A 24,419-nucleotide genomic window follows, 5' to 3' on the forward strand; every position below is an offset into this window, starting at 1 on the left:
TTACCCCGGGGTTAGAGAGTGGATTTGCCGATGACCTGCAGGCACATCTGTTCCAGCAGCTTGTTCATGTGGATGAACTGGGCGAAGCGCTTGTCCTGGGTCTGGCCGTGATAGAAGCGGTAGTAGATCTGCTGCACGATGCCGGCCAGGCGGAACAGGCCGTAGGTGTAGTAGAAATCGAAGCTGTTGATCTCGATGCCGGCCTGCTCGGCGTAGTAGTCGACGAACTGCTGGCGGGTGAGCATGCCGGGGGCGTTGCTCGGCTGGCGGCGCATCAGCTGCACCGGCGCCGGGTCGCCGGCTTCGATCCAGTAGGCCAGGGTGTTGCCCAGGTCCATCAGCGGGTCGCCGATGGTGGTCATTTCCCAGTCGAGCACGCCGATGATCTGCATCGGGTTGTTCGGGTCGAGGATGACGTTGTCGAAGCGGTAGTCGTTGTGCACGATGCCCGGCTTGTGATGGTCGGCCGGCATCTTGTCGTTCAGCCAGGCCTTGACCGGTTCCCAGGTCGGCGCATCCGGGGTCAGGGCTTTCTCGTAGCGATCGCTCCAGCCCTTGATCTGACGCTCGACGTAACCCTCGGGCTTGCCCAGGTCACCCAGGCCGCAGGCGTTGTAATCGACGTTGTGCAGCTCCACCAGCTTGTCGATGAAGCTCTTGCACAGGGCACTGGTCTGCTCCGGGGTGAAGTTCAGCTCGGCCGGCATCTCGGAGCGCAGGATGATGCCCTTGACGCGCTCCATGACGTAGAACTCGGCGCCGATCACCGCGTCGTCGGTGCAGTGCACGTAGGCTTTGGGGCAGTAGGGGAAACCTGCGTTGAGCTGGTTGAGGATGCGGTACTCGCGGCCCATGTCGTGCGCCGACTTGGCCTTGTGGCCGAACGGCGGGCGACGCAGGACGAACTCCTGCTGCGGGTACTCGATCAGGTAGGTCAGGTTGGAAGCGCCGCCAGGGAACTGGCTGATCCTGGCTTCGCCGCTCAGGCCGGGAATGTTGGCCTTGAGGTAGGCGTCGATGACGCTGGCGTCGAGCTCTTCGCCTGAGCGGATACGGGTGGACTGGTCAGTGAGCGCCATGCTTATCCCTTCTACTTATGATGGGTGCCCTAGATAATTGGCTAATCTAATGCTGCGCTCAGGCTGTCACAAGCAATACGCGCCGTTATAGGCGGGCGTGTTGCACCACGATCAAACTGCCTGATCAGTCATCTTCGCGCTGAGCCATTCGCCAGTGCACCGGTGTGGAAAAAATTTCAGGAGAACGCTTTTGACGTCGCCTGGCGGCAGTCCGCAGAGGATGCCGGGCAATAAAAAACCGGAGTCCAGGACTCCGGTTTTCGTGTCTTGCGCTCGGCTCGCCGATCAGACCGGGAACAGTTCGCCCAGCTTCATCGCCAGCATCATGTCGCCTTCGGCGCGCAGCTTGCCAGCCATGAAGGCCTGCATGCCGTCGGTTTCGCCGCTGACGATGCCCTTGAGGGTTTCGCTGTCCATGATCAGGGTCACGTTGGCGTTCGGGTTGTCGCCTTGTTCGATGGCGCAGGTGCCATCCTTGACGATCAGCGCGTAGTTCTCGCCATCTTCGATGTTGAACTGGAATACCAGATCCAGGCCCGCAGCGGCGCTGGCGTTGAACTTGGATTGCATGGTTTGGACGATGTCAGCAACGCTCATGGTCTTATCCTTTTCTCGGGTTTTTCGCGCAGCCTGATGGCCGCAGTGGGCTGGAGCTCAACGGTAGGTGATGAGCTCCGGCGCCTTCAGCAGCTGTAAATGCACATGGCTGTTGAAGGAAGCCAGACTTACCTCGCTGCCGCGGAATTTCAGCAGGCTGAGCGAGGTGTTGACGATTTGCCAGTTCAGGTCGAAGGCCTTCTCTGCCGGTACGCCGGTGATCAGGCGCAGCAGGGCGGTGATGGTGCCGCCGGACGTGAAGATGGCGATGTTCTGTTTGCTGTGGGCCTGTTCGAGAATCCGCTGCAGGCCGCCGGCGACCTGCTCGACATAGGCCTGCCAGCTTTGCAGCTCGGGCGTGTCGTGCTCGCCCGATACCCAGCGCTGGATCAGCTTGGCGAACAGGCGCTGGAACTCGGCACGGTTCTGTGCGCCGTTGCGCAGGATGTGCAGCGCCTCGGGTTCTTCGGGCAGCAGATCGGGCAGCAGGCTGCGGATCACCGCGTCGGCATCGAACTCGTTGAAGGCGTCGTCGATGTCCAGTGCCGGGGCACTGCTCATGCGCTGCAGGGCCGACGTGGCCGTATGCTGCTGGCGGCGCAGACTGCCGCTGACGCAGCGATCGAAGGCGATGCCGAGCTGCTCGAGGTGCTCGCCCAGCACTTCGGCCTGGCGTACACCGACGGGAGACAGGACATCGTAGTCGTCTGCACCGAATGAAGCCTGGCCATGTCGAATCAGGTAAATGCTGCCCACGTCCGTATCGGTCTCGGCACGTTGAAGGTTTCGCGAGGTTATGAGGAAGCTCGGGGGCTGTCAATGAAAAAACATACGCTTGTTTGAAATGCTTGTATGGCATTCCTGAACCGCCATCGCGCTTGGCCGACCCGTTGCCGCGCCGGTATGCTTGGGCCTTTGTGCGCCCAGGCGCCGCTGTATTACCCAAGGGGGATCCGTGGAGTTTCTTAGCGAATACGCCAGCTTTCTGGCGAAGACCCTGACCGTGCTGGTCGCCATCGTCGCGGTGTTGCTGGTGGTGGCTGCCACGCGCGGCAAGGGGCGACGCGGCAACGGCCAGTTGCAGGTGCAGAAGCTCAACGATTTCTACAAGGACCTGCGCGAGCGTCTCGAGCACAGCGTGCTGTCGAAGGATCAACTCAAGACCGTGCGCAAGGCCGAGGCCAAGGCAGCCAAGCAGGAGAAGAAGGCGCCTTCGAGCAAGGCGCGGGTGTTCGTGCTCGACTTCGATGGCGACATCAAGGCATCGGCCACCGAGAACCTGCGCCACGAGGTCACGGCGCTGCTGTCGATGGCCAAGGCCGATGACGAGGTGGTGCTGCGCCTGGAAAGCGGGGGTGGCATGGTGCACAGCTACGGCCTGGCGTCCTCGCAACTGGTGCGTATCCGCGATGCCGGCATACCGCTGACGGTATGCGTGGACAAGGTGGCGGCCAGCGGCGGCTACATGATGGCCTGCATCGGCGGGAAGATCCTCAGCGCGCCGTTCGCCATCCTCGGCTCCATCGGCGTGGTGGCGCAGCTGCCGAACGTGCACCGCCTGCTGAAGAAGCACGAGATCGACTTCGAAGTGCTCACCGCCGGCGAATACAAGCGTACCCTGACCGTATTCGGCGAGAACACCGAGAAAGGCCGGGAGAAGTTCCAGGAAGACCTGGAAACCACGCACGAGCTGTTCAAGGGCTTCGTCGCGCGCTATCGCCCGCAACTGGACATCGATGCCATCGCCACCGGCGAGGTCTGGCTGGGCATGGCGGCGCAGGAGCGGCTGCTGGTGGATGAGCTGAAGACCAGCGACCAGTACCTGGCCGAGCGTGCCGCCGAGGCTGAACTGTTCCATCTGCACTTCGCTCAGAAGAAGAGCCTGCAGGAGCGTGTCGGCCTGGCTGCCAGCATGGCGCTGGACCGCTTCGTCCTGACCTGGTTGAGTCGTCTCAATCAGCAGCGTTTCTGGTAGCGCTTCGTGTACGGCGTACAGCGCGAACAATGACAAGAGGAGAGGGTGATGACTGAGTTCAAGGCCTTGCTGGTCAGCGAAGACGCCACTGGCGCCTTCAAGCGTGAAGTGGTCGGGCGCAACGTCGAACAGTTGCCGCAGGGCGAGCTGTTGATCCGGGTGCGCTACTCCTCGCTCAACTACAAGGATGCACTGTCCGCCAGCGGCAACCGTGGTGTCACCAAGGCGTATCCGCATACGCCGGGGATCGACGCCGCCGGGGTGGTCGAGGCGTCCGGCGTGGCCGAGTTCGCGGTGGGCGACGAGGTGATCGTTACCGGCTACGACCTGGGCATGAACACGGCGGGCGGTTTTGGCCAGTACATCCGCGTGCCGGCTGCCTGGGCGATCAAGCGCCCGCAGGGCTTGCCGCTGCGCGAGGCGATGATCCTCGGCACCGCCGGACTGACTGCCGCACTGTGCGTGGACAAGCTGGAGCAGGCCGGTGTGGTTCCCGAGGCCGGCACCGTGCTGGTCACCGGCGCCACGGGCGGCGTTGGCAGCATTGCCGTGGTGCTGCTCAAGCAGCTGGGCTACCGGGTCGCCGCCGCGACCGGCAAGGCCGAGCAGGGTGACTTCCTGCGTGGGCTCGGGGTCGACGAGATCGTCAGCCGCGAGGAGCTGCAGCAGGGTGGGGAGCGTCCGCTGCTCAAGGAGCGCTGGGCCGGAGCGGTGGATACCGTGGGCGGCGAAATTCTGTTCAACGTGGTCAAGTCGCTGCGTCACAGCGCCAGTGTGGCCTGCTGCGGGCTGACGGCCGGCGTTGGCTTCCAGGCCAACGTGCTGCCGTTCATCCTGCGTGGGGTCAACCTGCTGGGCGTGGACTCGGTGGAGCTGCCACTGGTGGTCAAGGCGTCGATGTGGGACAAGCTCTCGCTGCAGTGGAAACTCGACCTTGCGCCGCTGTGCCAGGAAATTGGCCTGGCGGAGTTGCCGGCAGCCATCGAGCGCATACTTTCCGGCGGCATGGTCGGCCGTATCCTGGTGCGACTGGACTGAATGCAGGCACGAGGCCCGTCGATGACGGGCCTTGTGTTTTCAGGCCTGGCTGACGTACATGGTGATCTCGGCGCGGAACACCGGCTTGTCGCCGACGTAGGCCATCACCGGCACGCTGATGTCGCCGGTCTGGCTCCAGTCCACCGCGCTGCCGTCGGCCACCGTGCGGATGTCGCCATCGGCCTTGGCCAGGTATTCCACCGTCATGCCCTTGGGAATCCAGCGGCAACCGCTGGCAATCGAGGCATCGGTCATGCTGCCGGCGGCCAGTTCCGCCGCATTGCACAGGGCGATGGCGTGCACCGTACCGATATGGTTCAGCACTTCGCGACGCTTGGCGAAATGCACCTCGGCGTAGCCGGGGCGCAACTCGACCATCTGCGGGGCGATGCTGGCGAAGTAGGGGGCGACCTGGCCGATCATCGCGCTGAACTGGGCAGCGCCGGCCTGCTGGAACATCTGCAACATCTGACTCATGACTCTCTCCTGCGTGTCTGCGATTGAAGATGAGCGCGCGCCGAGGCAGTATACGAGTGTTAGAAAATTATTCTAGAAAAATATTCTAGTCAGCAAGGAGCGGCATGGCCCGTCCATCACGCAAAGACGAAATCCTCCAGGCCGCACTGGCCTGCGTCACCGAGCAGGGGGTCGATGGCACCACCATCGAGATGATCCGTGACCGCTCCGGTGCGAGCATCGGCAGCCTGTACCACCACTTCGGCAACAAGGAACGGATCATCGCCGCGCTGTACATGAGCGGCACCGCGCAGTACGCGCAAATGCTGCAGCGCGGTTTCGCCAGCGCAGACAGCGCCGAGGCCTGCGTCAGGCTGCTGGTGACCAGCTACATCGACTGGGTGGTGGCCAATCCGGACTGGGCGCGCTTCATTCTGCACAGCCGCAGCCGGGTCGAGGCGGGGGAGATGGGGGATGCGCTGCGCGAGGCCAACCGTGAGCACTTCGCGCAGATTTTCGCGGCGCTGGCCGAATACCGTCAGCAGGGGCTGTTCAAGGCATTGCCGGATGACTGCTTCGCCTCGGTGGTGATCGGCCCGACGCAGGACCTGGCGCGCAACTGGCTGGCTGGGCGGACCCGCAGCGAGCTGCGCGATTGCCGCGAGCTGCTGGCGCAGATCGCCTGGGACAGCGTGAGGAATGGCGGCTAGTCGAAGCGATAGATGTCCATGCCCAGTGCGCCGTAGGTGAAGCCTGTGTGCGCCACGGAGAAGCTGCCGCCAGCGCCACGGGCGAAGAACAGCGGCAGCAGGTGCTCTTCGCTGGGGTGGTTGCGTACGGCGCTTGGCGCCCGCTGGCGGTAGTGGTGCAGCGCCTGCTCGTCCCCGGCTTCGAGTTGCTCCACCATCCAGTCGCGAAACGCCTTGGCCCAGGGCGTGACGACATCTGGCCCGGCCCGCCAGTCCAGTTCGCCGAGATTGTGGGTGATGCTGCCGGAACCGATCAGCAGTATGCCTTGCTCGCGCAAGCTCGCCAGCGCTCGGCCCACGCGCGTCTGCAGCTCGGGGCCGAGCTGGCTGGGCAGCGACAGTTGCAGCAGCGGGATGTCCGCGTCCGGATACATCAGTGACAGCGGGACCCAGGCGCCATGGTCGAAGGGGCGGCGTGCGTCCAGCTCGGCCGGCAGGCCGGCGGCGTCCAGTTGCCGGGCGATCGCTTCGGCCAGCTGCGGAGCGCCGGGTGCCGGGTATTGCACGGCGTAGAGCGCTGCTGGAAAGCCACCAAAGTCGTGCCAGGTTTCCGGTCGTTCACCCGCCGTGAGCAGCAGGCGCCGACTTTCCCAGTGCGCGGAGACCACCAGGATGGCCTGCGGACGCGGCAGTTCGCCGGCCAGACGCGCCAGTGCCGGGCCGCTGGCGCCGGGCTCCAGGGCGAGCATGGGGGAACCGTGGGAAATGTACAGGGAAGGCAGCATGGAATTTGGCTCCTGAAGTAGGATGTGGCCATCTTCGGCGCTGGAAGTATCGACTTCCAGTATAAATTATTGAGTATTCCTATCGAATTTCATGGAGGGTTTCTGATGCACGAGGCGTTCTGGCAGGATCGTTGGGCGCGTAGCCAGATTGGTTTTCATCAGGAGAAGGTCAACGGCTACCTGCGTCGTCACTGGTCTGCCCTGGGGTTGCCGGCGCAGACGACGGTGCTGGTGCCGCTGTGCGGCAAGAGCCTCGACCTGGCCTGGCTGGCGGAGCAGGGGCATGCGGTGATCGGCGTGGAGCTGGCCGAGCGCGCCGTGCAGGATTTCTTCGCCGAGCGCGATGTGCAGCCGCAGATCTCGCAACGCGGTGCGTACAAGGTCTATGCCGCCGGCAACCTGCAGATCCTCTGTGGCGACTTCTTCGCCCTGACTGGCGAGGACGTTGCCGGCTGCCAGGCGTTCTATGACCGTGCGGCGCTGATCGCCTTGCCGGCCGAGATGCGCGAGCGCTACGCCGCGCACCTGCAGGCGATATTGCCGGCTGCCTGTCAGGGGCTGCTGGTGACCCTGGCCTACGACCAGCAGCGCATGGATGGCCCGCCATTCTCGGTCGAGGATGCCGAGGCCGAGCGCCTCTTCAGCGGGGGCTGGGCGCTGCAGGAGGTCGAACGCAAGGATGTGCTGAGCGGCAATCCGCGCTTCAGCGAGAACCAGCTCGAGGCGGTGGACGAGGTGGTGTTCCACCTCACGCGGCGCTGATTCGGCCGCGGCATGAAAAAGGCGACCCTGGGGTCGCCTTTTCTTTTGCGGCTGTCGATCAGCCGAGGCGGCGCAGCGCCTCGATGCGGTCTTCCAGCGGCGGGTGGCTCATCAGCAGGCCGGCGAGGCCATTCTTCAGGCCGCCGTTGATGCCGAAGGCGGTGAGGCTGTCGGGCATCTGCACCGGCACGCCCTGTTCGGCACGCAGGCGCTGCAGGGCGGCGATCATCGCGCCGGTACCGGCCAGGCGGGCGCCGGCTTCGTCGGCCTTGTACTCGCGCTTGCGCGAGAACCACATGACGATGATGCTGGCCAGGATGCCCAGTACCAGTTCGGCGAAGATGGTCGCGACAAAATAGCCGATGCCGTGACCTTCCTCGTTCTTCAGGATCGCCTTGTCGACGAAGTTGCCGAAGATGCGTGCGAAGAACATGACGAAGGTGTTCACCACGCCCTGGATCAGCGCCAGGGTGACCATGTCGCCGTTGGCGACGTGGCCGATCTCGTGGGCCAGCACCGCGCGTACTTCATCCGGCGAGAAACGCTCGAGCAGGCCCTGGCTGACGGCGACCAGCGCATCGTTCTTGTTCCAGCCGGTGGCGAAGGCGTTGGACTCGTAGGCCGGGAAGATGCCGACTTCCGGCATCTTGATGCCGGCTTCGCGGGACAGCTCCTCGACGGTCTGCAGCAGCCACTGTTCGTGGCGGGTGCGCGGCTGGGTGATGATCTGCGTGCCGGTGCTCATCTTCGCCATCCACTTGGAGAGGAACAGCGAGACCAGCGAGCCGGCGAAACCGAACACAGCGCAGAAGATCAGCAGGCTGCCGTGGTTCTGGCCAGTGAAGCGGTCGACGCCCAGCAGTTTGAGAGTGATGCTGGCGATAACCAGGACCGCCAGGTTGGTGGCCAGGAACAACATAATGCGCATCATGGTGTGAACGGACTCCTCACGGGAAAGACGTACGAGTAATGCGGGCTATATAAGGGCGCGCCCCCGGGGCTTTCAACCGGCGACTATTTCAAACTATGTCTCTTGGCCGTGCAGCGTGCTCTCGAACAGCAGGCGAGTCAGCCGTGCGGTGCGCTCGCCGTGGCGCTGCGCCAGGGCTTCGCGCAGCTGGAAGGCCAGCGTTGCGTGCACGCGGCGCACGCTCGGCGGCAGCACTTCGCCTTCGCGCAGGGCGTGGGGAATGGAGCGCGACAGGCGCAGGAAGCCTTTCTCGGTCAGCACCGCCTGATCCAGCGCATCGTAGGCGATGGTCGACTCGAAGCGCAGGTAGCCTTCCTCGGCCAGCCACAGCAGTGCGCCGAGACAGGCCTGATGGCGTTTGCTGGGCAGGCCGAACTCGTCCGGCTCCTCACGCCCTATCAGGTCTTCCACGTACAGCGCCATCTTGCGCGGGAAGGCCTGGTAGAGCATGAGCAGGCCGCTGGCCGCGTCCTTGTAGAAATCGTCTATCTGCAGGTCCATGCCGGTTTACTGGCTGTAGCCCTTGAGGAAGTTGCCGATGCGGCCGATGGCCTGCTCCAGGTCGTCGACACGGGGCAGGGTGACCACGCGGAAGTGGTCGGGCCAGGGCCAGTTGAAGGCGGTGCCCTGCACGATCAGCAGCTTTTCCGAGAGCAGCAGGTCGAGGACGAACTTCTCGTCGTTGTGGATCGGGCAGACCTTGGGGTCGATCTTCGGGAATGCGTACAGCGCGCCCATGGGCTTGACGCAACTGACGCCGGGGATGTCGTTGAGCAGCTCCCAGGCGCGGTTGCGCTGTTCCAGCAGACGGCCGTTGGGCAGCACCAGGTCGTTGATGCTCTGGTAGCCACCGAGGGCGGTCTGGATCGCATGCTGGCTCGGCACATTGGCGCACAGGCGCATGTTGGCCAGGATGTCGAGCCCCTCGATGTAGCTCTGTGCCCGGTGCTTGGGCCCGGAGATAGCTACCCAGCCGGAGCGGAAGCCCGCCACGCGGTAGCTCTTGGACAGGCCGTTGAAGGTCAGGCAGAGCACGTCCGGTGCCAGCGAGGCGGTGCTGATGTGCACGGCTTCGTCGTAGAGAATCTTGTCGTAGATCTCGTCGGAGAAGATCACCAGGTTGTGCTGGCGGGCCAGTTCGACGATGTCCTGCAGGACTTCCCGCGAATACACCGCGCCGGTCGGGTTGTTCGGGTTGATCAGTACCAGCGCCTTGGTGTTCGGGGTGATCTTGGCGCGCATGTCGGCGATGTCGGGGAACCAGCCGGCCTGTTCGTCGCACAGGTAGTGCACCGGCTTGCCGCCGGACAGCGCCACGGCGGCGGTCCACAGCGGGTAGTCAGGCGCCGGGATCAGCACTTCGTCACCGTTGTTGAGCAGGGCCTGCATGGCCATGACGATCAGTTCGGAGACGCCGTTGCCGAGGTAGATGTCCTCGATGGAGACGCCTTCGACCTGCTTCTGCTGGTAGTACTGCATCACCGCCTTGCGCGCGCTGAACAACCCCTTGGAATCGCTGTAGCCCTGTGCGGTCGGCAGGTTGCGGATGACGTCCTGGAGGATCTCTTCCGGTGCTTCGAAACCGAACGGTGCCGGGTTGCCGATGTTCAGCTTGAGGATGCGGTGGCCTTCCTCTTCCAGGCGTTTGGCGTGCTTGAGCACGGGCCCGCGGATGTCGTAGCAGACGTTGGCGAGCTTGTTCGATTTGCTGACCTGCATGTATGGGATCCCGATCTATGAAGAACCCACCGGCTCAGGCTGCCGAGATTCCCCGTGGGTGAGTCTTGGCAGCCTGTAACGTGGGTGACAGACTGGGGTCGAATCATACGTGGCGACCTGATCGCGGCAAAGGTACCAGTCGGGCTTTTTTCATGCCTGCTACCCTGGCAACGAGGCGGAGGATGGCGGCAGTGCCGTGCGGACTGCGCCTGGACTGGCCGTGATCACGAAGATTCACCGTCGCCACCGTTCACCTGATCGTCGAGGAGGAAAGCAGCCCGTGGATAAAGTCGACAAATCCCTGGAAACCTGGCGCGAAGAGCTGTCGCAGGAGCAATTTCACGTGTGCCGCCTGGGGGGCACGGAGCGGCCGTTCACTGGCGAGTACCATGACAGCAAGACGCCGGGTATCTACCATTGCGCCTGCTGCGGCGAGGCGCTGTTCGATTCCGCTGCCAAGTACGATTCCGGCAGTGGCTGGCCGAGCTATTTCCAGCCGGTCAACGACGAGGTGGTCGCCAGCGTCGATGATTTCAGCCACGGCATGCATCGCATCGAGGTCAAGTGCGCCAAGTGCGATGCCCACCTGGGGCATGTGTTTCCCGATGGGCCACGGCCTACCGGGCTGCGTTACTGCATCAACTCGCTGTCGCTGAAGCTGGTGCCGCGCGATTGAGCCTGCGCGCCAGGCTCGATCCTGTCTGGCGTGCGATTCAATCCGGCTTGTCGCTGGCCTGGCGGTTTTCTTCCAGTTCGCTGCAGGCGCGCTGGATCATGTCTTCGGTGATGGGCACCTCGCGGCCTTCGGCGTCGATGACGAAGCCCCCGACCGGCAGTTGCCGGGCCGATGTGTCGGGGCGTTGGGCGGCGTTGTCGTGCAAGCTCATGGCCTGTCTCCTGATCAATAATGCGCGCCATTCTAGGAAGTCCAGATGAAGGCGCGGTGACAGCTGCGACGGCGGAATTCCGTCACGAAACACAGTGCGAAAGTGGTAATGCAGGCTGCGTGCCAGCCTGCGCGGAACGAGGAATACATGTCGCGTTTTCATGTTGGGCTGATCATCAATCCATTGGCCGGGCTTGGCGGTCCGGCTGCGTTCAAGGGCAGCGATGGCATGGCCGAGCAGGCGCTGGCGCTGGGTGTCGAGGCCAAGGCGGCGCAGCGTACGCGTACCGCGCTCGAACAGTTGCAGGGCTTGCATGAGCGTATCGAGTTCGTCACCTATCCCGGTGCCATGGGCGGCGATCTGCTGGCGCAGATGGGCTTCGAGCACCGCCTGCTGGGCTCGCTGGGTGCGCAGCCGACCACTGCCGAGGATACCCGGCGCGCCGTGCAGCAACTGCAGGATGCCGGTGTGGCGCTGATCCTCTTCGCCGGGGGTGACGGGACGGCGCGCGATGTCTGCGCGGCGGTGCGAGACGGGCAGCCGGTGCTGGGCATCCCGGCCGGGGTGAAGATCCAGTCCGGGGTCTATGCCATCAGCCCGCGCGCGGCGGGCGAGTTGACCGCTCGCCTGGTGGAGGGCGGCCTGGTGCGCCTGGCCAGTGGCGAGGTGCGCGATATCGACGAGAGCGCCCTGCGTGAGGGGCGCGTTACCGCGCGCTGGTACGGCGAGCTGTGCGTGCCGCAGGAGGGCGGCTATGTGCAGGCGGTCAAGCAGGGCGGCATGGAGTCCGAGGAGCTGGTGCTGGCCGACCTTGCTGCCTGGCTGGAAGCGGAGTGGGAGTCGGGCGTGCGCTATGTGTTCGGCCCCGGTTCGACCCTGCACGGCCTGGCGCAGAACCTGGGGCTGGAAACGACCTTGCTGGGCGTCGACGTGATCGAGAATGGTCAGGTGATCGCCCGCGACGTCAACGAGGCCGAACTGTTCGCCCTGGTCGCTGGCCATCCCGCCTACATCCTGGTGACCGCCATCGGCGGCCAGGGGCATGTCATCGGCCGTGGCAATCAGCAGATCAGCCCGCGCGTGCTGCGCGAAGTCGGCCTGGAGCGCCTGCGGGTGGTCGCCACCAAGCGCAAGCTGGCGACGCTGGAAGGCCGCCCGCTGCTCGTCGACAGCGGCGACGTGACGCTGGACGACGCCTTTCCCGATGCCGTGCGGGTCTGGGCGGGCTACAAGGAAGAATTGCTTTATCCCCTGAGTCGATAGGAGATCGAAATGCGGGTAGTGATGCTGCTGGTCTGGTCGCTGGCGTTCGCCGCGCAGGCCATCGAGGCCGATCGGCTGGTGCTGGATGCGCGCAAGCAGGTGGGTGTGACCCTGAGCTATGACCCGGCGTACCGGCGCCTGAGCTACCCGGGCGGCGATGTGCCCATGGCCACCGGGGTCTGCACCGATGTGGTGATCCGGGCGTTGCGCGAGCAGGGGCTGGACCTGCAGGAGGCGGTGCACCGCGACATGCGTGGCAACTTCGCGCTGTATCCGCAGCACTGGGGGCTTAAGCGGGCGGACAGCAACATCGACCATCGCCGCGTGCCGAACCTGATGACCTGGTTCGCGCGCCAGGGCTGGTCCCTGCCGGTCAGCCAGGAGCCAGCCGCCTACGCGGCCGGTGACATCGTCACCTGGGATCTGGGGCGTGGCCTCACCCATATCGGCATCGTCAGCGACCGTCGGGCACCGGACGGCGTGCCGCTGGTGCTGCACAACATCGGCCGTGGCACGCAGGAGGAGGACATCCTGTTCACCTTTCGGATCACCGGCCATTATCGCCCGCTGGCGCAACAGGCGAGTGCCGCGCGATGACACAGTCGAATCTGCCGCCGGGGCTGGCCGCTGGAGAGCGCGTCGTGCTGTTCGACGGTGTCTGCAAGTTGTGCAACGGCTGGGCGAAGTTTCTCATCCGGCATGACCCCGAACGACGCTTTCGTCTGGCCTCGGTGCAGTCCGCACAGGGCCAGGCGCTGCTGGCCTGGTACGGCCTGCCGACCGATCACTTCGACAGCATGGCGCTGATCGACGAGCAGGGCTTGCACCTGCGTTCCTCCGCGCTGCTGCGCATTCTCGCCAGGCTGCCCTGGCCATGGCGCGGGTTGAGCTGGCTGCGCCTGGTGCCCAGGCCGCTGCGTGACTGGTGCTATGACCGGATCGCGCTGAATCGCTACCGCCTGTTCGGTCGGCATGACGTCTGCCTGCTGCCCACGGCCGACCATGGCGAACGCTTCCTGCATGACTGAGCCGCGTCTGGCGCGGATCGCCTGGCCCTGGCACTGGTATTCATCTGGCATGGGTTGGCGCCGAAGCTCCTCTGGTTCAGTCCTGACGAGGTGGCGATGATCGGTGCCCATGGGCGCCCGCAGCACCCGCTGTTCGCGCCGGAACTGATCGCCCGCATCGCCGGCGCGGGGGAAATACTCCGGGTATCGTTCTGCTGACGATGCGTCGCCGGCGCTGGCCGCTGCGGGTCGCTGTCGCGGTATTGCTGGTGCTGCGGCTTGATGTTGCGCTGTTCAGCCCCCATCTGTTGCTTCAGGCGTTCAACCCGCTTTCCACCAACCTGGCTGCGCTGGCCTTGTGCGCAGTGGCCTGGCTGGCCGAAGCGCCCTCGGCTGCTGACTCCTGAGACCTGTCATGACATCGATGCTTTCTTCTCGCCAGCGTGGCGCCGTCCGCCTGGCCTGGCGCTTCATCGCGCCGTATCGCGGCCGCGTGCTGGGTGCACTGCTGGCGCTGTTGTTCACGGCGGCCATCACCCTGTCCATGGGCCAGGGCATCAAGCTGCTGGTGGACCAGGGCCTGGCCACGCAGTCCCCGGCCGCGTTGCGGCATTCCCTGCTGCTGTTCTTCGTGCTGGTACTGGCACTGGCGTTCGGCACCTACACGCGGTTCTACCTGGTGTCGTGGATCGGTGAGCGGGTGGTCGCCGACATCCGCCGCCGGGTGTTCGATCACCTGATCGAGCTGCACCCCGGTTTCTACGAGAGCAACCGCAGTTCGGAGATCCAGTCGCGGCTGACCGCCGACACCACCTTGCTGCAATCGGTGATCGGTTCATCGCTGTCGATGGCGCTGCGCAACCTGATCATGCTCATCGGCGGCAGCATCCTGCTGGTGGTCACCAACCCCAAGCTCAGCGGCATCGTGCTGCTGGCCTTGCCGCTGGTGGTGGCGCCCATCCTGCTGTTCGGCCGGCGCGTGCGGGCACTGTCGCGGCAGAGTCAGGATCGCGTGGCCGACGTCGGCAGCTACGTCGGCGAGGTGCTGGGGCAGATCAAGACCGTGCAGGCCTATAACCACCAGGATGAAGACAAACGGCGTTTCGGCGAGTCCGCCGAGGCGGCCTTCGATGTCGCGCGCAAGCGCATCGCCCAGCGCTCCTGGCTGATCACGGTGGTGATCGTGCTGGTGCTCGGCGCGGTGGGGGTGATGCTCTGGGTCGGCGGCATGGATGTCATCGCCGGGCGCATTTCCGGTGGCGAGCTGGCGGCCTTCGTGTTCTACAGCCTGATCGTCGGCTCGTCCTTCGGTACGCTGAGCGAGGTGATCGGCGAGCTGCAGCGTGCAGCCGGGGCGGCGGAGCGCCTCGGCGAGCTGCTGCGTTCGCGCAACGCCATCGTGGCGCCGGAACGGCCGCAGCCGCTGCAGCGGCCAGTGCAGGGGCGCATCGAGTTGCAGGGGGTGCGCTTCGCCTATCCGTCGCGTGCGGACAGCTATGCCATCGACGGCGTCGACCTGCAGGTGGCCGCAGGCGAGACGCTGGCGCTGGTGGGCCCCTCCGGGGCCGGCAAGTCGACCCTGTTCGATCTGCTGCTGCGCTTCTTCGACCCGCAGCAAGGCCGCATCCTCATCGACGGGGTGCCGATCGATCAGCTCGATCCACGTGAGCTGCGTGCCTGCTTCGCGCTGGTGTCGCAGAATCCGGCGCTGTTCTACGGTTCGATCGAAGACAACATCCGCTATGGCCGCCTGGATGCGAGTCAGGCCGAGGTCGAGGCCGCTGCGCGCGCCGCGCATGCGCACGAGTTCATCCAGCGTCTGCCGCAGGGCTACCAGACTCATCTGGGCGAGGCGGGGCTGGGCTTGTCCGGTGGGCAGCGCCAGCGCCTGGCGATTGCCCGCGCCTTGCTCGCCGATGCGCCGATCCTGCTGCTGGACGAGGCGACCAGTGCGCTGGACGCCGAAAGCGAGCACCTGATCCAGCAGGCGTTGCCGTCGCTGATGGCCGGGCGCACGACCCTGGTGATCGCCCATCGTCTGGCCACGGTGAAGCAGGCCGACCGCATCGCGGTGATCGAGCGCGGGCGTCTGGCCGCCATTGGCCGGCATGCCGAGCTGATCGACAGCAGCGCGCTGTATGCGCGCCTGGCAGAGTTGCAGTTCGGCAGTTAACGCTGCGGCTTGATGGTGGCGGCGGCGCCGGTCGAGGCGATGATGATCGCCGCCACGGCCAGCCACTGTCCCCAGAGCAGCTTCTCGCCGAGGAAGATCAAGCCACAGAGCGCGGCGATCGCCGGCTCCAGGGTCATCAGCACGCTGAAGGTGCGCGCGGGCATGCGTGTCAGGGCGATCATTTCCAGGCTGTACGGCAGCGCCGATGACATCACCGCCACGCCGAGGGCGATGGGCAGCAGGTCGAGGTCGAACAGGTCGCCGCCGGCGTGCCACAGGCCGACCGGCAGGACCAGCAATGCGGCGACCCAGGTGCCCAGCGCGACGGTGTGACGGCCATGCTGCGCGCCGGCTTTCTGGCCGAAGATGATGTACAGCGACCAGCACACCCCGGCGCCAAGTGCCAGGCCCGCGCCGAGCGGGTCGATGGCGCTCTGCGTCGCGCCGGTGGGCAGCAGCAGCCACAGGCCGGCGATGGCCAGGATCACCCAGACGAAATCCAGCAGGCGTCGCGACGAGAACAGCGCCAGGGCCAGCGGCCCGGTGAACTCCAGGGCGACGGCGATGCCCAGGGGAATGCTCTGCAGCGACATGTAGAACAACAGGTTCATGCCGCCGAGGGCCAGGCCGTAGGCGAGCAGGGCGTGACACTTGCGCAGATCCAGCCTGGCACGCCAGGGCTGCATCACCAGCGACAGGATGATCGCGCCAAGCACCAGGCGCAGGGCCGTGGTGCCTTCGGCGCCGACCAGGGGGAACAGGTTCTTGGCCAGCGATGCGCCGCTCTGGATCGAGGTCATGGCCACCACGAGCAGGGCGATGGGGACAAGGAGGGCGGGGCGGGGCATGAGGCTGTGTCCTGGTGCTGTTCAACGAAAAAACCGGCCGCAGGGGCCGGTTCTTCATGAGGCTTGCGGCTTAGCGGTATTCGCAGAGGTACGCGGTATCCACGGCGACCTTCAGCTGGAACTTGCTGTTGGCCTCGACGGTGAACTGGCTGCCGGCCTCGAAGGTGGTCCAGCTGTCGGTGCCCGGCAGCTTGACGGTCAGGGCGCCGGCCACGACGTGCATCACTTCCAGCTGACTGGTACCGAACTCGTATTCGCCCGGGGCCATGACGCCGAGGGTGGCCGGGCCTTCAGCCATGCTGAAGCCGATGGATTTGACGGTGCCGTCGAAGTACTCGTTGACCTTGAACATCTGCGATTCCTCGGAAGTGGGTGGACAAACTGTTGGGAGCCATTTGCAACGTCGCCTGGCGCCGCCCCGAAGGCAGGCCGCCACGGCGGGCATGGCCACAAAAGGGGCGCCAGTATGCCCAAGCGCCTTTTTTTCGTCATCACCCTTTGATGGGCAGTACCAGCGGCAGCAGGCGAGCGGTGTTGCGGGCATCCTCGAGCGCACGGTGCTGCTGCCCCTGAAACTGCATGCCGGCCAGTTGCAGGGCGCTGTGCAGGCCTACCGGGCGCTGCAGCTGGCGGGCCTTGGCGAAGGCCTGCTTGAGGTTCAGGTGGGGCACGTCGGCGAGCAGGCTGAGGAGTTGGTGCTGGCGCCATTCCTGGTGCAGCTGGCGGCGGTCGTAGTCGCCCCAGCTGCTCCAGCCGACCAGGCGCGGCGCATGCTGCGTCAGCCAGCGCTCGAACTGCGCCCAGACCTGGGGCAGTGGCGCCGCGCTGTCGACGTCCGCCTGGGTGATGTGGGTGAGCTGGCGGCAGAAATCGGTCAGGCAGGGGCGTCGTTGCGGCCTGACGATGCGCTGGAAGTGGTCGCGTTCATGGCCGTCCGCTCCGACCAGGCTGGCACCGATCTCGATGATTTCCATTTCCTCCACCGGCCAGCCGCCTTCGTCGGTCGTGGCTTCCAGGTCGATGACCAACCAATGTCCCATTGGCACTCCTTAGCGTCCGATGCCCGGTTCGAGCGGGTCCGCTGGCAGTATGGAAGGGCTTTCCGGCGAGGGCAAACGTCGTGTTAGGCTCTGCCGCCTATGTCCGCAGGAGGTTGCTATGGCTAAGGTCGCGTTTATCGGCTTGGGCGTGATGGGGTATCCGATGGCCGGGCATCTCGCCCGCAACGGTCACCAGGTGACGGTGTACAACCGCTCGCCGGGCAAGGCCGAGCAGTGGCTCGGCGAGTACGCCGGCAGTGCGGCGCCGACGCCGCGCGAGGCCGCGCTGGGCGCCGAGCTGGTGATGTGCTGCGTGGGCAACGACGACGATCTGCGCAGCGTGATCCTGGGCGAGCAGGGCGCCTTCGCCGGGATGTCGCCGGGGGCGATCCTGGTCGACCACACCACGGCATCCGCCGATGTCGCCCGCGAGCTGGCGAACATGGCCGCCGAGAGCGGGCTGGGCTTTCTCGATGCGCCGGTCTCCGGCGGCCAGGCGGGGGCGGTCAATGGCGTGCTGACGGTCATGGTGGGCGGCGAGGCCGAGACCTATGCGGTGGCCGAGCCGGTCATCCAGAGCTACGCGCGGATGATGCGCCTGATGGGGCCTGCGGGCAGCGGGCAGCTGAGCAAGATGGTCAACCAGATCTGCATTGCCGGCCTGGTGCAGGGCCTGGCCGAGGCGCTGAACTTCGCGCAGTGCGCCGGGCTCGATGGTCAGGCGGTGGTCGATGTGATCAGCAAGGGCGCCGCGCAGTCCTGGCAGATGGAGAACCGCTACAAGACCATGCTGGCCGGGGAATTCGATTTCGGCTTCGCCGTCGACTGGATGCGCAAGGACCTGTCGATCCTGCTCGAGGAGTCGCGCCGCAACGGTGCGCAGTTGCCGGTGACGGCGCTGGTCGATCAGTTCTACGCCGACGTCCAGGCCATGGGCGGTGGACGCTGGGATACCTCCAGCCTGCTGGCGCGCCTGCAGCGTAACCGCTGATCACGAAAGCCCTCGACTGACGGCGCGCGGCTCATTAGCATCGCGCCGTTCGTTCTGCCTCGTCGAGGTTCCCCATGGAATGCCGTGCCGGCTGTGGCGCCTGTTGCGTCGCGCCCTCCATCAGTTCGCCCATCCCTGGCATGCCCGACGGCAAGCCGGCGGGTGTGCGCTGCATTCATCTGTCCGTCGATGCGCTCTGTGCCCTGTTCGGGAAGCCGGAGCGGCCGCCCGTCTGCTCGGCGTTCAAGGCCGAGGTCGAGCTTTGCGGCGACAGTCGCGACAGCGCCATTCGCATGCTCGGCTGGCTGGAGCAGGCGACAGTCTGACGGCTGAACCCGTTTCCCCTTGCTGCGGTCGAAACGCAAACACTACCCAGAGAACAGGTTCCAAGATGATCCGTATGTCCGTGTTGGCCGTGATGCTGTGTGCAACCGCCGCCCAGGCTGCCGAAAGGCAATGGCAGCTGGAGCGTGAGGAGGATGGCGTGCGCGTCTATCTGGCCGACGTGCCGGGTTCCAAGTACAAGGCCTATCGCGGCGTGGTGACGATCAAGGGGGATCTGGCCGCCGTGCAGGCCGCCCAGGAGGATGTCGCCGGCTCCTGTGCCTGGATATTCAGCTGTCAGCAGCAGCGCCTGCTCAAGCACGAGGGGGAGGTGAGCGAGGTGTACACGCGTTTCGACATGCCCTGGCCGGTCAAGGCGCGCGACTCGGTGATCGAGGTCACGACGCGCAAGGATGCCGATGGCGCTGTCACGCGGGTGCTGGAGGCGGTGCCGCAGCGCCTGCCGGAAAACGATGATTTCGTGCGGGTGCAGCGGGTCGACGGCCAGTGGCACCTGCAGCCAATGGGCGAGGGCAGGGTAGAGGTGACCTACGAGGTGCATACCGAGCCGGGCGGGAGCGTGCCTTCGTGGCTGGCCAACAGCTTCGTCGTCGACGCGCCGTTGCAGACCCTGCAGGGCTTGCGTGCCCGGGTCGAGGGGCGCTGACGGGCGGGAATGAAAAAAGGCTGCCGGATGGCAGCCTTTCTTGTCGTGCAGCGATCGATCAGCCGCGGTCGGCGGGCAGGTCGCGCTGCTCGTAGCCGGTGTACAGCTGGCGCGGACGGCCGATCTTGTACGGACCGGAGAGCATTTCCTTCCAGTGCGAGATCCAGCCCACGGTACGTGCCAGGGCGAAGATCACGGTGAACATGGAGGTCGGAATGCCGATGGCCTTGAGGATGATGCCCGAGTAGAAGTCCACGTTCGGGTAGAGGTTGCGCTCCTTGAAGTAAGGATCGTTGCGCGCGATCTCTTCCAGCTTCATGGCCAGCTCCAGCTGCGGATCGTTGATGCCCAGCTCCGCCAGAACCTCGTCGCAGGTCTGCTTCATGACCTTGGCGCGCGGGTCGAAGTTCTTGTACACGCGGTGGCCGAAGCCCATCAGCTTGAACGGGTCATCCTTGTCCTTGGCCTTGGCCACGAACTTCTCGATGTTGTCCACGCTGCCGATCTCGTCGAGCATGGTCAGCACGGCTTCGTTGGCGCCGCCGTGAGCCGGGCCCCAGAGCGCGGCGATGCCGGCTGCGATACAGGCGAACGGGTTGGCGCCCGAGGAGCCAGCCAGGCGTACGGTGGAGGTGGAGGCATTCTGTTCGTGATCGGCGTGGAGGATGAAGATCTTGTCCATCGCCTTGGCCAGCACCGGGCTGATCGGTTTGATCTCGCACGGGGTGTTGAACATCATGTGCAGGAAGTTTTCCGCGTAGTTCAGGTCGTTACGCGGGTACATCATGGGCTGGCCCATGGAGTACTTGTAGGTCATCGCGGCGATGGTCGGCATCTTGGCGACCAGGCGCATGGCGGACACTTCACGGTGCTGCGGGTTCTTGATGTCCAGCGAGTCGTGATAGAAGGCGGACAGGGCGCCGACCACGCCACACATGATGGCCATCGGGTGGGCGTCACGGCGGAAACCGTTGAAGAAGGTCTTCAGCTGCTCGTGAACCATGGTGTGGTTCTTGATGGTGCTGACGAACTTGGCCTTCTCTTCCTTGCTCGGCAGTTCGCCGTTGAGCAGCAGGTAGCAGGTTTCCAGGTAGTCGGATTGCTCGGCGAGCTGTTCGATGGGGTAGCCGCGGTGCAGCAGAATCCCTTTGTCGCCGTCGATATAGGTGATCTTCGACTCGCAAGAGGCGGTCGACATGAAACCAGGATCAAATGTGAACCGACCCGTGGCGGTCAGGCTCCGCACATCGATTACATCGGGACCAACAGTGCCGGTCAGAACGGGCAGTTCGACGGGGGCATTGCCCTCGATGATCAACTGCGCTTTTTTGTCAGCCATATGTGGCCTCCTAGTTATGCTTGAAATCATCAGACGGCCCCCCACGCAGGGCCCGCACCACTATAGTGGGATAAATTCGAAAGTCAATTTGCGAGAACCCAGGCAGTAGAAGGGTTTGGGCGGGATTTTCAGCGAAAAAAGGCCGCTATTTACGCCATTTGTTTGCAGGCTGCAATGCGCTTTTTGGGGTAGGCCATTGCATTGTCATTAGTCTGCTAACTGTCTATACTCTGCGCCCGACCGCCAGGGGCTTTGCGGCCATATCATGGCGGTCGTCACTCCTTGGGTGATGGGTACCTGACCAGTGCACTTCCCAACAACTTTGCCCTGAAGTTTAGGGGCTCTCAGTGTGATAAAAAGCCGTGAATAGCCAACGACCTGTAAACCTAGACCTTAGGACTATCAAGCTCCCAATCACCGCTTACACGTCCATTCTTCACCGTATCTCCGGTGTCATCCTCTTTGTCGGTATCGCCATTCTGCTGTTCGGCCTCGACAAGTCGCTGGCGTCCGAAGAGGGCTTCGCCCAGGTGAAAGAATGCCTGACCAGCCCGCTGGCCAAGTTCGTGATCTGGGGTCTTCTGTCCGCTCTGCTGTACCACCTGGTGGCCGGTGTGCGCCACTTGATCATGGACATGGGCATCGGTGAGACGCTGGAAGGCGGCAAGCTGGGCTCGAAAATCGTCATCGCCGTTGCTGCGGTCGTGATCGTGCTGCTGGGGGTATGGATATGGTAACTAATGTCACGAACTTCTCGCGTTCGGGCCTCTATGACTGGATGGCTCAGCGCGTTTCTGCGGTCGTTCTCGCGGCTTACACGCTGTTCCTGCTGGGCTATGTGATCTGCAATCCGGGCATGGGCTACGCCGAATGGCACGGCCTGTTCTCCAGTACCGCGATGCGCATCTTCAGCCTGCTGGCGCTGGTTGCACTGAGCGTGCACGCCTGGGTCGGCATGTGGACCATTTCCACCGACTACCTGACGCCGATGGCGCTGGGCAAGTGGGCGACTGGTGTGCGTTTCCTGTTCCAGGCCGTGTGTGGCATCGCCATGTTCGCGATGTTCGTCTGGGGCGTGCAGATTCTGTGGGGTTTCTGATTCATGTCTAGCATCCGTACTCTTTCCTATGACGCCATCATCGTAGGTGGCGGCGGCGCCGGCATGCGTGCTGCGCTGCAACTGGCCCAGGGCGGTCACAAGACTGCCGTGGTCACCAAGGTGTTCCCGACTCGCTCGCACACCGTTTCCGCCCAGGGTGGCATTACCTGCGCCATCGCTTCGGCCGACCCGAACGACGATTGGCGCTGGCACATGTACGACACCGTCAAGGGCTCCGACTACATCGGTGACCAGGACGCCATCGAATACATGTGCTCCGTTGGTCCGGAAGCCGTGTTCGAGCTCGAGCACATGGGCCTGCCGTTCTCCCGTACCGAACAGGGCCGCATCTACCAGCGTCCGTTCGGCGGCCAGTCCAAGGGTCCGGACAATCCGACCCAGGCTGCTCGTACCTGCGCCGCTGCCGACCGTACCGGTCACGCGCTGCTGCACACCCTGTACCAGGCCAACCTGAAGGCTGGCACCTCGTTCCTCAACGAGTGGTACGCCGTCGACCTGGTGAAGAACCAGGACGGCGCCATCGTCGGCATCATCGCCATCTGCATCGAGACCGGCGAGACCGTATACATCCGCTCCAAGGCCGTGGTCCTGGCCACTGGCGGTGCTGGCCGTATCTACGCCTCCACCACCAACGCACTGATCAACACCGGTGATGGCGTGGGCATGGCCCTGCGTGCCGGCGTGCCGGTGCAGGACATCGAAATGTGGCAGTTCCACCCGACCGGTATCGCCGGCGCTGGTGTACTGGTCACCGAAGGCTGCCGTGGTGAGGGTGGTTACCTGATCAACGCCCATGGCGAGCGCTTCATGGAGCGCTATGCGCCGAACGCCAAGGACCTCGCCGGTCGTGACGTCGTCGCCCGTTCCATGGTCAAGGAAGTGATCGCCGGCAACGGTGTGGGCCCGAACAAGGACCACGTACTGCTGAAGCTCGATCACCTCGGCGAAGAAGTGCTGCACAGCCGTCTGCCGGGCATCTGCGAACTGTCCAAGACCTTCGCGCACGTCGACCCGGTCGTTGCCCCGGTTCCGGTGATCCCGACCTGCCACTACATGATGGGCGGCGTGGCCACCAACATCCATGGCCAGGCCATCACTCAGGACGCCAACGGCAAGGACACCATCATCGAAGGTCTGTTCGCCGTGGGCGAGGTCGCCTGCGTGTCGGTGCACGGTGCCAACCGTCTGGGCGGCAACTCGCTGCTCGACCTGGTGGTATTCGGCCGCGCGGCTGGCCTGCACCTGGAAAAAGCGCTCAAGGAAGGTGTCGAGGTGCGTGGCGCCAGCGAAACCGACATCGAGCAGTCGCTGGCCCGTCTGGCCGGCGTCAACGAGCGCAGCACCGGTGAAGAGGTCGCGCCGCTCAAGCGCGAGCTGCAACAGTGCATGCAGAACTACTTCGGTGTATTCCGTACCGGCGAATACATGCAGAAGGGCATCCAACAACTGGCCGACCTGCGCGAGCGTATCGCGACGGTGAAGATCTCCGACAAGAGCCAGGCGTTCAACACTGCGCGTATCGAGGCGCTGGAACTGCAAAACCTGCTCGAAGTCGCCGAAGCGACTGCGGTTGCCGCCGAGGCTCGCAAGGAGTCCCGTGGTGCCCACGCTCGTGAAGACTTCGAAGAGCGCGACGATCAGAACTGGCTGTGCCACTCCCTGTACTTCCCAGGCGAGAAGCGCGTAGCCAAGCGTGACGTGAACTTCGCGCCGAAGACCGTTCCGGCGTTTGAACCCAAGGTTCGGACTTATTAAGGGTGACTGATATGTTGCAAGTCAGTGTTTATCGCTACAACCCGGAGAAAGACGCTGCTCCGTTCATGCAGGACTTCCAGATCGACACCAACGGCAAGGACATCATGGTCCTGGACGTGCTGGCGCTGATCAAGGAACAGGACGAGGGTTTCTCCTATCGTCGTTCCTGCCGTGAAGGCGTGTGCGGCTCCGACGGCATGAACATCAACGGCAAGAACGGTCTGGCCTGCATCACTCCGCTGTCCGCAGCGGGGCTGAAGGGTGGCAAGCTGGTGATCCGTCCGCTGCCGGGGCTGCCGGTCATTCGTGACCTGGTCGTCGACATGAGCATCTTCTACAAGCAGTACGAGAAAGTGCAGCCGTTCCTGCAGAATGACACGCCGGCTCCGGCCATCGAGCGTCTGCAGTCGCCGGAAGAGCGTGAGAAGCTCGACGGCCTGTACGAGTGCATCCTGTGCGCTTGCTGCTCGACCAGCTGCCCGTCGTTCTGGTGGAATCCGGACAAGTTCCTCGGTCCCGCTGCGCTGCTGCAGGCCTATCGTTTCCTGGCCGACAGCCGCGACACCAAGACCTCCGAGCGTCTGGCGTCCCTGGATGATCCGTTCAGCGTGTTCCGCTGCCGCGGCATCATGAACTGCGTCAACGTTTGCCCGAAAGGCCTGAACCCGACCAAGGCCATCGGTCACGTGCGCAACATGCTGCTGCAGAGCGGTACCTGATTCGCAAGTTGCTATACCTGTAACACCTGCGGGACCGACTCAGGTCGGTTTCGCAGCAAAAGCCAGAACCGCAGCCCACAAAGCCGCGGTTCATACTCGAAAAACATGACGACCAGCAGGGGCATCCGGGCTGGTACCCGGGCTATCTGCGGGAACCCAAGTGGCTGTATCCGAGTCGCAGCATCATGACTTCTGATCGGACCATGCGGTTTTCAC

General features: G+C 64.4%; 29 protein-coding genes and 1 pseudogene. 17 read left to right on the forward strand and 13 right to left on the reverse strand.

What is annotated here, in order from left to right:
* Positions 1 to 11: 11 nt before the first annotated feature.
* The 3 genes from E4487_RS05160 to E4487_RS05170 all read right to left on the reverse strand — a co-directional run bounded on the left by E4487_RS05160 (position 12) and on the right by E4487_RS05170 (position 2,432).
* Positions 12 to 1,079 carry a phosphotransferase family protein gene (locus E4487_RS05160; protein WP_037051858.1) on the reverse strand — a complete coding sequence of 356 codons (1,068 nt, stop codon included), beginning with the start codon at positions 1,077 to 1,079 and terminating at the stop codon, positions 12 to 14.
* Between the two features lie 285 nt (positions 1,080 to 1,364).
* On the reverse strand, positions 1,365 to 1,676 hold the full coding sequence (locus E4487_RS05165) for an SCP2 sterol-binding domain-containing protein (protein WP_037051859.1): 312 nt from the start codon (positions 1,674 to 1,676) through the stop codon (positions 1,365 to 1,367).
* A gap of 57 nt (positions 1,677 to 1,733) precedes the next feature.
* Positions 1,734 to 2,432 carry a histidine phosphatase family protein gene (locus tag E4487_RS05170; protein WP_047589314.1) on the reverse strand — a complete coding sequence of 233 codons (699 nt, stop codon included), beginning with the start codon at positions 2,430 to 2,432 and terminating at the stop codon, positions 1,734 to 1,736.
* A gap of 199 nt (positions 2,433 to 2,631) precedes the next feature.
* Here E4487_RS05170 and sohB point away from each other — a divergent pair, with 199 nt between their 5' ends.
* Positions 2,632 to 3,651: a protease SohB gene (gene sohB / locus E4487_RS05175; protein WP_037051861.1), complete on the forward strand. Its 1,020-nt coding sequence runs from the start codon at positions 2,632 to 2,634 to the stop codon at positions 3,649 to 3,651.
* A 48-nt stretch (positions 3,652 to 3,699) separates the two neighbouring features.
* Positions 3,700 to 4,689 carry a YhdH/YhfP family quinone oxidoreductase gene (locus E4487_RS05180; RefSeq protein WP_175252851.1) on the forward strand — a complete coding sequence of 330 codons (990 nt, stop codon included), beginning with the start codon at positions 3,700 to 3,702 and terminating at the stop codon, positions 4,687 to 4,689.
* Between the two features lie 39 nt (positions 4,690 to 4,728).
* Here the strand turns inward: E4487_RS05180 and E4487_RS05185 are convergent, their stop codons facing one another.
* Positions 4,729 to 5,166: a hotdog fold domain-containing protein gene (locus tag E4487_RS05185; RefSeq protein ID WP_134675943.1), complete on the reverse strand. Its 438-nt coding sequence runs from the start codon at positions 5,164 to 5,166 to the stop codon at positions 4,729 to 4,731.
* Between the two features lie 104 nt (positions 5,167 to 5,270).
* On the opposite strand from E4487_RS05185, the gene E4487_RS05190 reads away from it, so the two are divergent.
* Entirely contained in the window at positions 5,271 to 5,855 is a 585-nt protein-coding gene (locus E4487_RS05190; protein WP_037051864.1) for a TetR/AcrR family transcriptional regulator, read from the forward strand.
* On the opposite strand, the gene E4487_RS05195 is transcribed toward E4487_RS05190, so the two are convergent.
* On the reverse strand, positions 5,852 to 6,619 hold the full coding sequence (locus tag E4487_RS05195; RefSeq protein WP_175252852.1) for a class III extradiol ring-cleavage dioxygenase: 768 nt from the start codon (positions 6,617 to 6,619) through the stop codon (positions 5,852 to 5,854). The genes E4487_RS05190 and E4487_RS05195 overlap by 4 nt on opposite strands.
* 105 nt (positions 6,620 to 6,724) lie before the next feature.
* On the opposite strand from E4487_RS05195, the gene E4487_RS05200 reads away from it, so the two are divergent.
* On the forward strand, positions 6,725 to 7,381 hold the full coding sequence (locus tag E4487_RS05200) for a thiopurine S-methyltransferase (protein ID WP_175252853.1): 657 nt from the start codon (positions 6,725 to 6,727) through the stop codon (positions 7,379 to 7,381).
* A 58-nt stretch (positions 7,382 to 7,439) separates the two neighbouring features.
* Here E4487_RS05200 and htpX read toward each other — a convergent pair whose 3' ends face one another.
* The 3 genes from htpX to E4487_RS05215 form a co-directional block, all read right to left on the reverse strand.
* Positions 7,440 to 8,312: a protease HtpX gene (htpX, locus tag E4487_RS05205; protein ID WP_037051867.1), complete on the reverse strand. Its 873-nt coding sequence runs from the start codon at positions 8,310 to 8,312 to the stop codon at positions 7,440 to 7,442.
* A gap of 93 nt (positions 8,313 to 8,405) precedes the next feature.
* Positions 8,406 to 8,852 (reverse strand): hypothetical protein, encoded by a 447-nt coding sequence (locus E4487_RS05210; RefSeq protein ID WP_037051868.1) that lies wholly within the window; start codon positions 8,850 to 8,852, stop codon positions 8,406 to 8,408.
* A 6-nt stretch (positions 8,853 to 8,858) separates the two neighbouring features.
* A complete protein-coding gene (locus E4487_RS05215; RefSeq protein WP_037051869.1) occupies positions 8,859 to 10,070 on the reverse strand; it encodes a pyridoxal phosphate-dependent aminotransferase in 1,212 nt (403 codons plus the stop codon).
* Between the two features lie 280 nt (positions 10,071 to 10,350).
* On the opposite strand from E4487_RS05215, the gene msrB reads away from it, so the two are divergent.
* Positions 10,351 to 10,746 carry a peptide-methionine (R)-S-oxide reductase MsrB gene (msrB, locus tag E4487_RS05220; RefSeq protein ID WP_037051870.1) on the forward strand — a complete coding sequence of 132 codons (396 nt, stop codon included), beginning with the start codon at positions 10,351 to 10,353 and terminating at the stop codon, positions 10,744 to 10,746.
* 37 nt (positions 10,747 to 10,783) lie between these two features.
* On the opposite strand, the gene E4487_RS05225 is transcribed toward msrB, so the two are convergent.
* Positions 10,784 to 10,957: a PA1571 family protein gene (locus E4487_RS05225; protein WP_175252854.1), complete on the reverse strand. Its 174-nt coding sequence runs from the start codon at positions 10,955 to 10,957 to the stop codon at positions 10,784 to 10,786.
* Positions 10,958 to 11,104: 147 nt separating this feature from the next.
* Between E4487_RS05225 and E4487_RS05230 the strand changes: the two genes are divergently transcribed.
* From E4487_RS05230 to E4487_RS05250, 5 genes and pseudogenes are all read left to right on the forward strand, one after another.
* Complete coding sequence (locus E4487_RS05230) at positions 11,105 to 12,220, forward strand: ATP-NAD kinase family protein (protein WP_175252855.1); 1,116 nt, start codon at positions 11,105 to 11,107, stop codon at positions 12,218 to 12,220.
* A 9-nt stretch (positions 12,221 to 12,229) separates the two neighbouring features.
* Positions 12,230 to 12,817, forward strand: a complete 588-nt coding sequence (locus tag E4487_RS05235; RefSeq protein WP_175252856.1) for a DUF1287 domain-containing protein — start codon at positions 12,230 to 12,232, stop codon at positions 12,815 to 12,817.
* Positions 12,814 to 13,248: a thiol-disulfide oxidoreductase DCC family protein gene (locus E4487_RS05240; RefSeq protein WP_047584302.1), complete on the forward strand. Its 435-nt coding sequence runs from the start codon at positions 12,814 to 12,816 to the stop codon at positions 13,246 to 13,248. The genes E4487_RS05235 and E4487_RS05240 overlap by 4 nt, the downstream gene beginning before the upstream one ends.
* 21 nt (positions 13,249 to 13,269) lie before the next feature.
* Positions 13,270 to 13,634 (forward strand): annotated as a pseudogene (locus E4487_RS05245) (DoxX-like family protein).
* 8 nt (positions 13,635 to 13,642) lie between these two features.
* Entirely contained in the window at positions 13,643 to 15,400 is a 1,758-nt protein-coding gene (locus tag E4487_RS05250; protein WP_175252857.1) for an ABC transporter transmembrane domain-containing protein, read from the forward strand.
* On the opposite strand, the gene rhtA is transcribed toward E4487_RS05250, so the two are convergent.
* From rhtA to E4487_RS05265, 3 genes are all read right to left on the reverse strand, one after another.
* Entirely contained in the window at positions 15,397 to 16,248 is an 852-nt protein-coding gene (rhtA, locus tag E4487_RS05255; protein WP_175252858.1) for a threonine/homoserine exporter RhtA, read from the reverse strand. The genes E4487_RS05250 and rhtA overlap by 4 nt on opposite strands.
* Positions 16,249 to 16,318: 70 nt before the next feature.
* A complete protein-coding gene (locus tag E4487_RS05260) occupies positions 16,319 to 16,600 on the reverse strand; it encodes a pyrimidine/purine nucleoside phosphorylase (RefSeq protein WP_037051876.1) in 282 nt (93 codons plus the stop codon).
* Between the two features lie 139 nt (positions 16,601 to 16,739).
* Positions 16,740 to 17,288: an exonuclease domain-containing protein gene (locus E4487_RS05265; RefSeq protein ID WP_037051877.1), complete on the reverse strand. Its 549-nt coding sequence runs from the start codon at positions 17,286 to 17,288 to the stop codon at positions 16,740 to 16,742.
* 118 nt (positions 17,289 to 17,406) lie between these two features.
* Between E4487_RS05265 and E4487_RS05270 the strand changes: the two genes are divergently transcribed.
* The 3 genes from E4487_RS05270 to E4487_RS05280 all read left to right on the forward strand — a co-directional run bounded on the left by E4487_RS05270 (position 17,407) and on the right by E4487_RS05280 (position 19,270).
* On the forward strand, positions 17,407 to 18,279 hold the full coding sequence (locus E4487_RS05270) for an NAD(P)-dependent oxidoreductase (RefSeq protein ID WP_037051878.1): 873 nt from the start codon (positions 17,407 to 17,409) through the stop codon (positions 18,277 to 18,279).
* 74 nt (positions 18,280 to 18,353) lie between these two features.
* Positions 18,354 to 18,605 carry a YkgJ family cysteine cluster protein gene (locus E4487_RS05275; protein ID WP_037051879.1) on the forward strand — a complete coding sequence of 84 codons (252 nt, stop codon included), beginning with the start codon at positions 18,354 to 18,356 and terminating at the stop codon, positions 18,603 to 18,605.
* Between the two features lie 65 nt (positions 18,606 to 18,670).
* Positions 18,671 to 19,270 carry an START domain-containing protein gene (locus E4487_RS05280; protein WP_175252859.1) on the forward strand — a complete coding sequence of 200 codons (600 nt, stop codon included), beginning with the start codon at positions 18,671 to 18,673 and terminating at the stop codon, positions 19,268 to 19,270.
* A 58-nt stretch (positions 19,271 to 19,328) separates the two neighbouring features.
* On the opposite strand, the gene gltA is transcribed toward E4487_RS05280, so the two are convergent.
* Positions 19,329 to 20,609 carry a citrate synthase gene (gltA, locus tag E4487_RS05285; protein WP_037051881.1) on the reverse strand — a complete coding sequence of 427 codons (1,281 nt, stop codon included), beginning with the start codon at positions 20,607 to 20,609 and terminating at the stop codon, positions 19,329 to 19,331.
* Positions 20,610 to 20,971: 362 nt separating this feature from the next.
* On the opposite strand from gltA, the gene sdhC reads away from it, so the two are divergent.
* The 4 genes from sdhC to E4487_RS05305 are packed head-to-tail and all read left to right on the forward strand — an operon-like array spanning position 20,972 to position 24,203.
* Positions 20,972 to 21,346 (forward strand): succinate dehydrogenase, cytochrome b556 subunit, encoded by a 375-nt coding sequence (sdhC, locus tag E4487_RS05290; RefSeq protein ID WP_037051882.1) that lies wholly within the window; start codon positions 20,972 to 20,974, stop codon positions 21,344 to 21,346.
* A complete protein-coding gene (gene sdhD, locus E4487_RS05295; protein WP_037051883.1) occupies positions 21,340 to 21,708 on the forward strand; it encodes a succinate dehydrogenase, hydrophobic membrane anchor protein in 369 nt (122 codons plus the stop codon). Before sdhC ends, sdhD begins: the two co-directional genes overlap by 7 nt.
* A gap of 3 nt (positions 21,709 to 21,711) precedes the next feature.
* Positions 21,712 to 23,484: a succinate dehydrogenase flavoprotein subunit gene (sdhA, locus tag E4487_RS05300; protein WP_037051884.1), complete on the forward strand. Its 1,773-nt coding sequence runs from the start codon at positions 21,712 to 21,714 to the stop codon at positions 23,482 to 23,484.
* A gap of 11 nt (positions 23,485 to 23,495) precedes the next feature.
* Positions 23,496 to 24,203 (forward strand): succinate dehydrogenase iron-sulfur subunit, encoded by a 708-nt coding sequence (locus E4487_RS05305; RefSeq protein ID WP_037051885.1) that lies wholly within the window; start codon positions 23,496 to 23,498, stop codon positions 24,201 to 24,203.
* Positions 24,204 to 24,419 lie beyond the last annotated feature (216 nt).

Source organism: Pseudomonas sp. BMW13, assembly GCF_013357275.1.
Classification (GTDB): domain Bacteria; phylum Pseudomonadota; class Gammaproteobacteria; order Pseudomonadales; family Pseudomonadaceae; genus Aquipseudomonas; species Aquipseudomonas khazarica.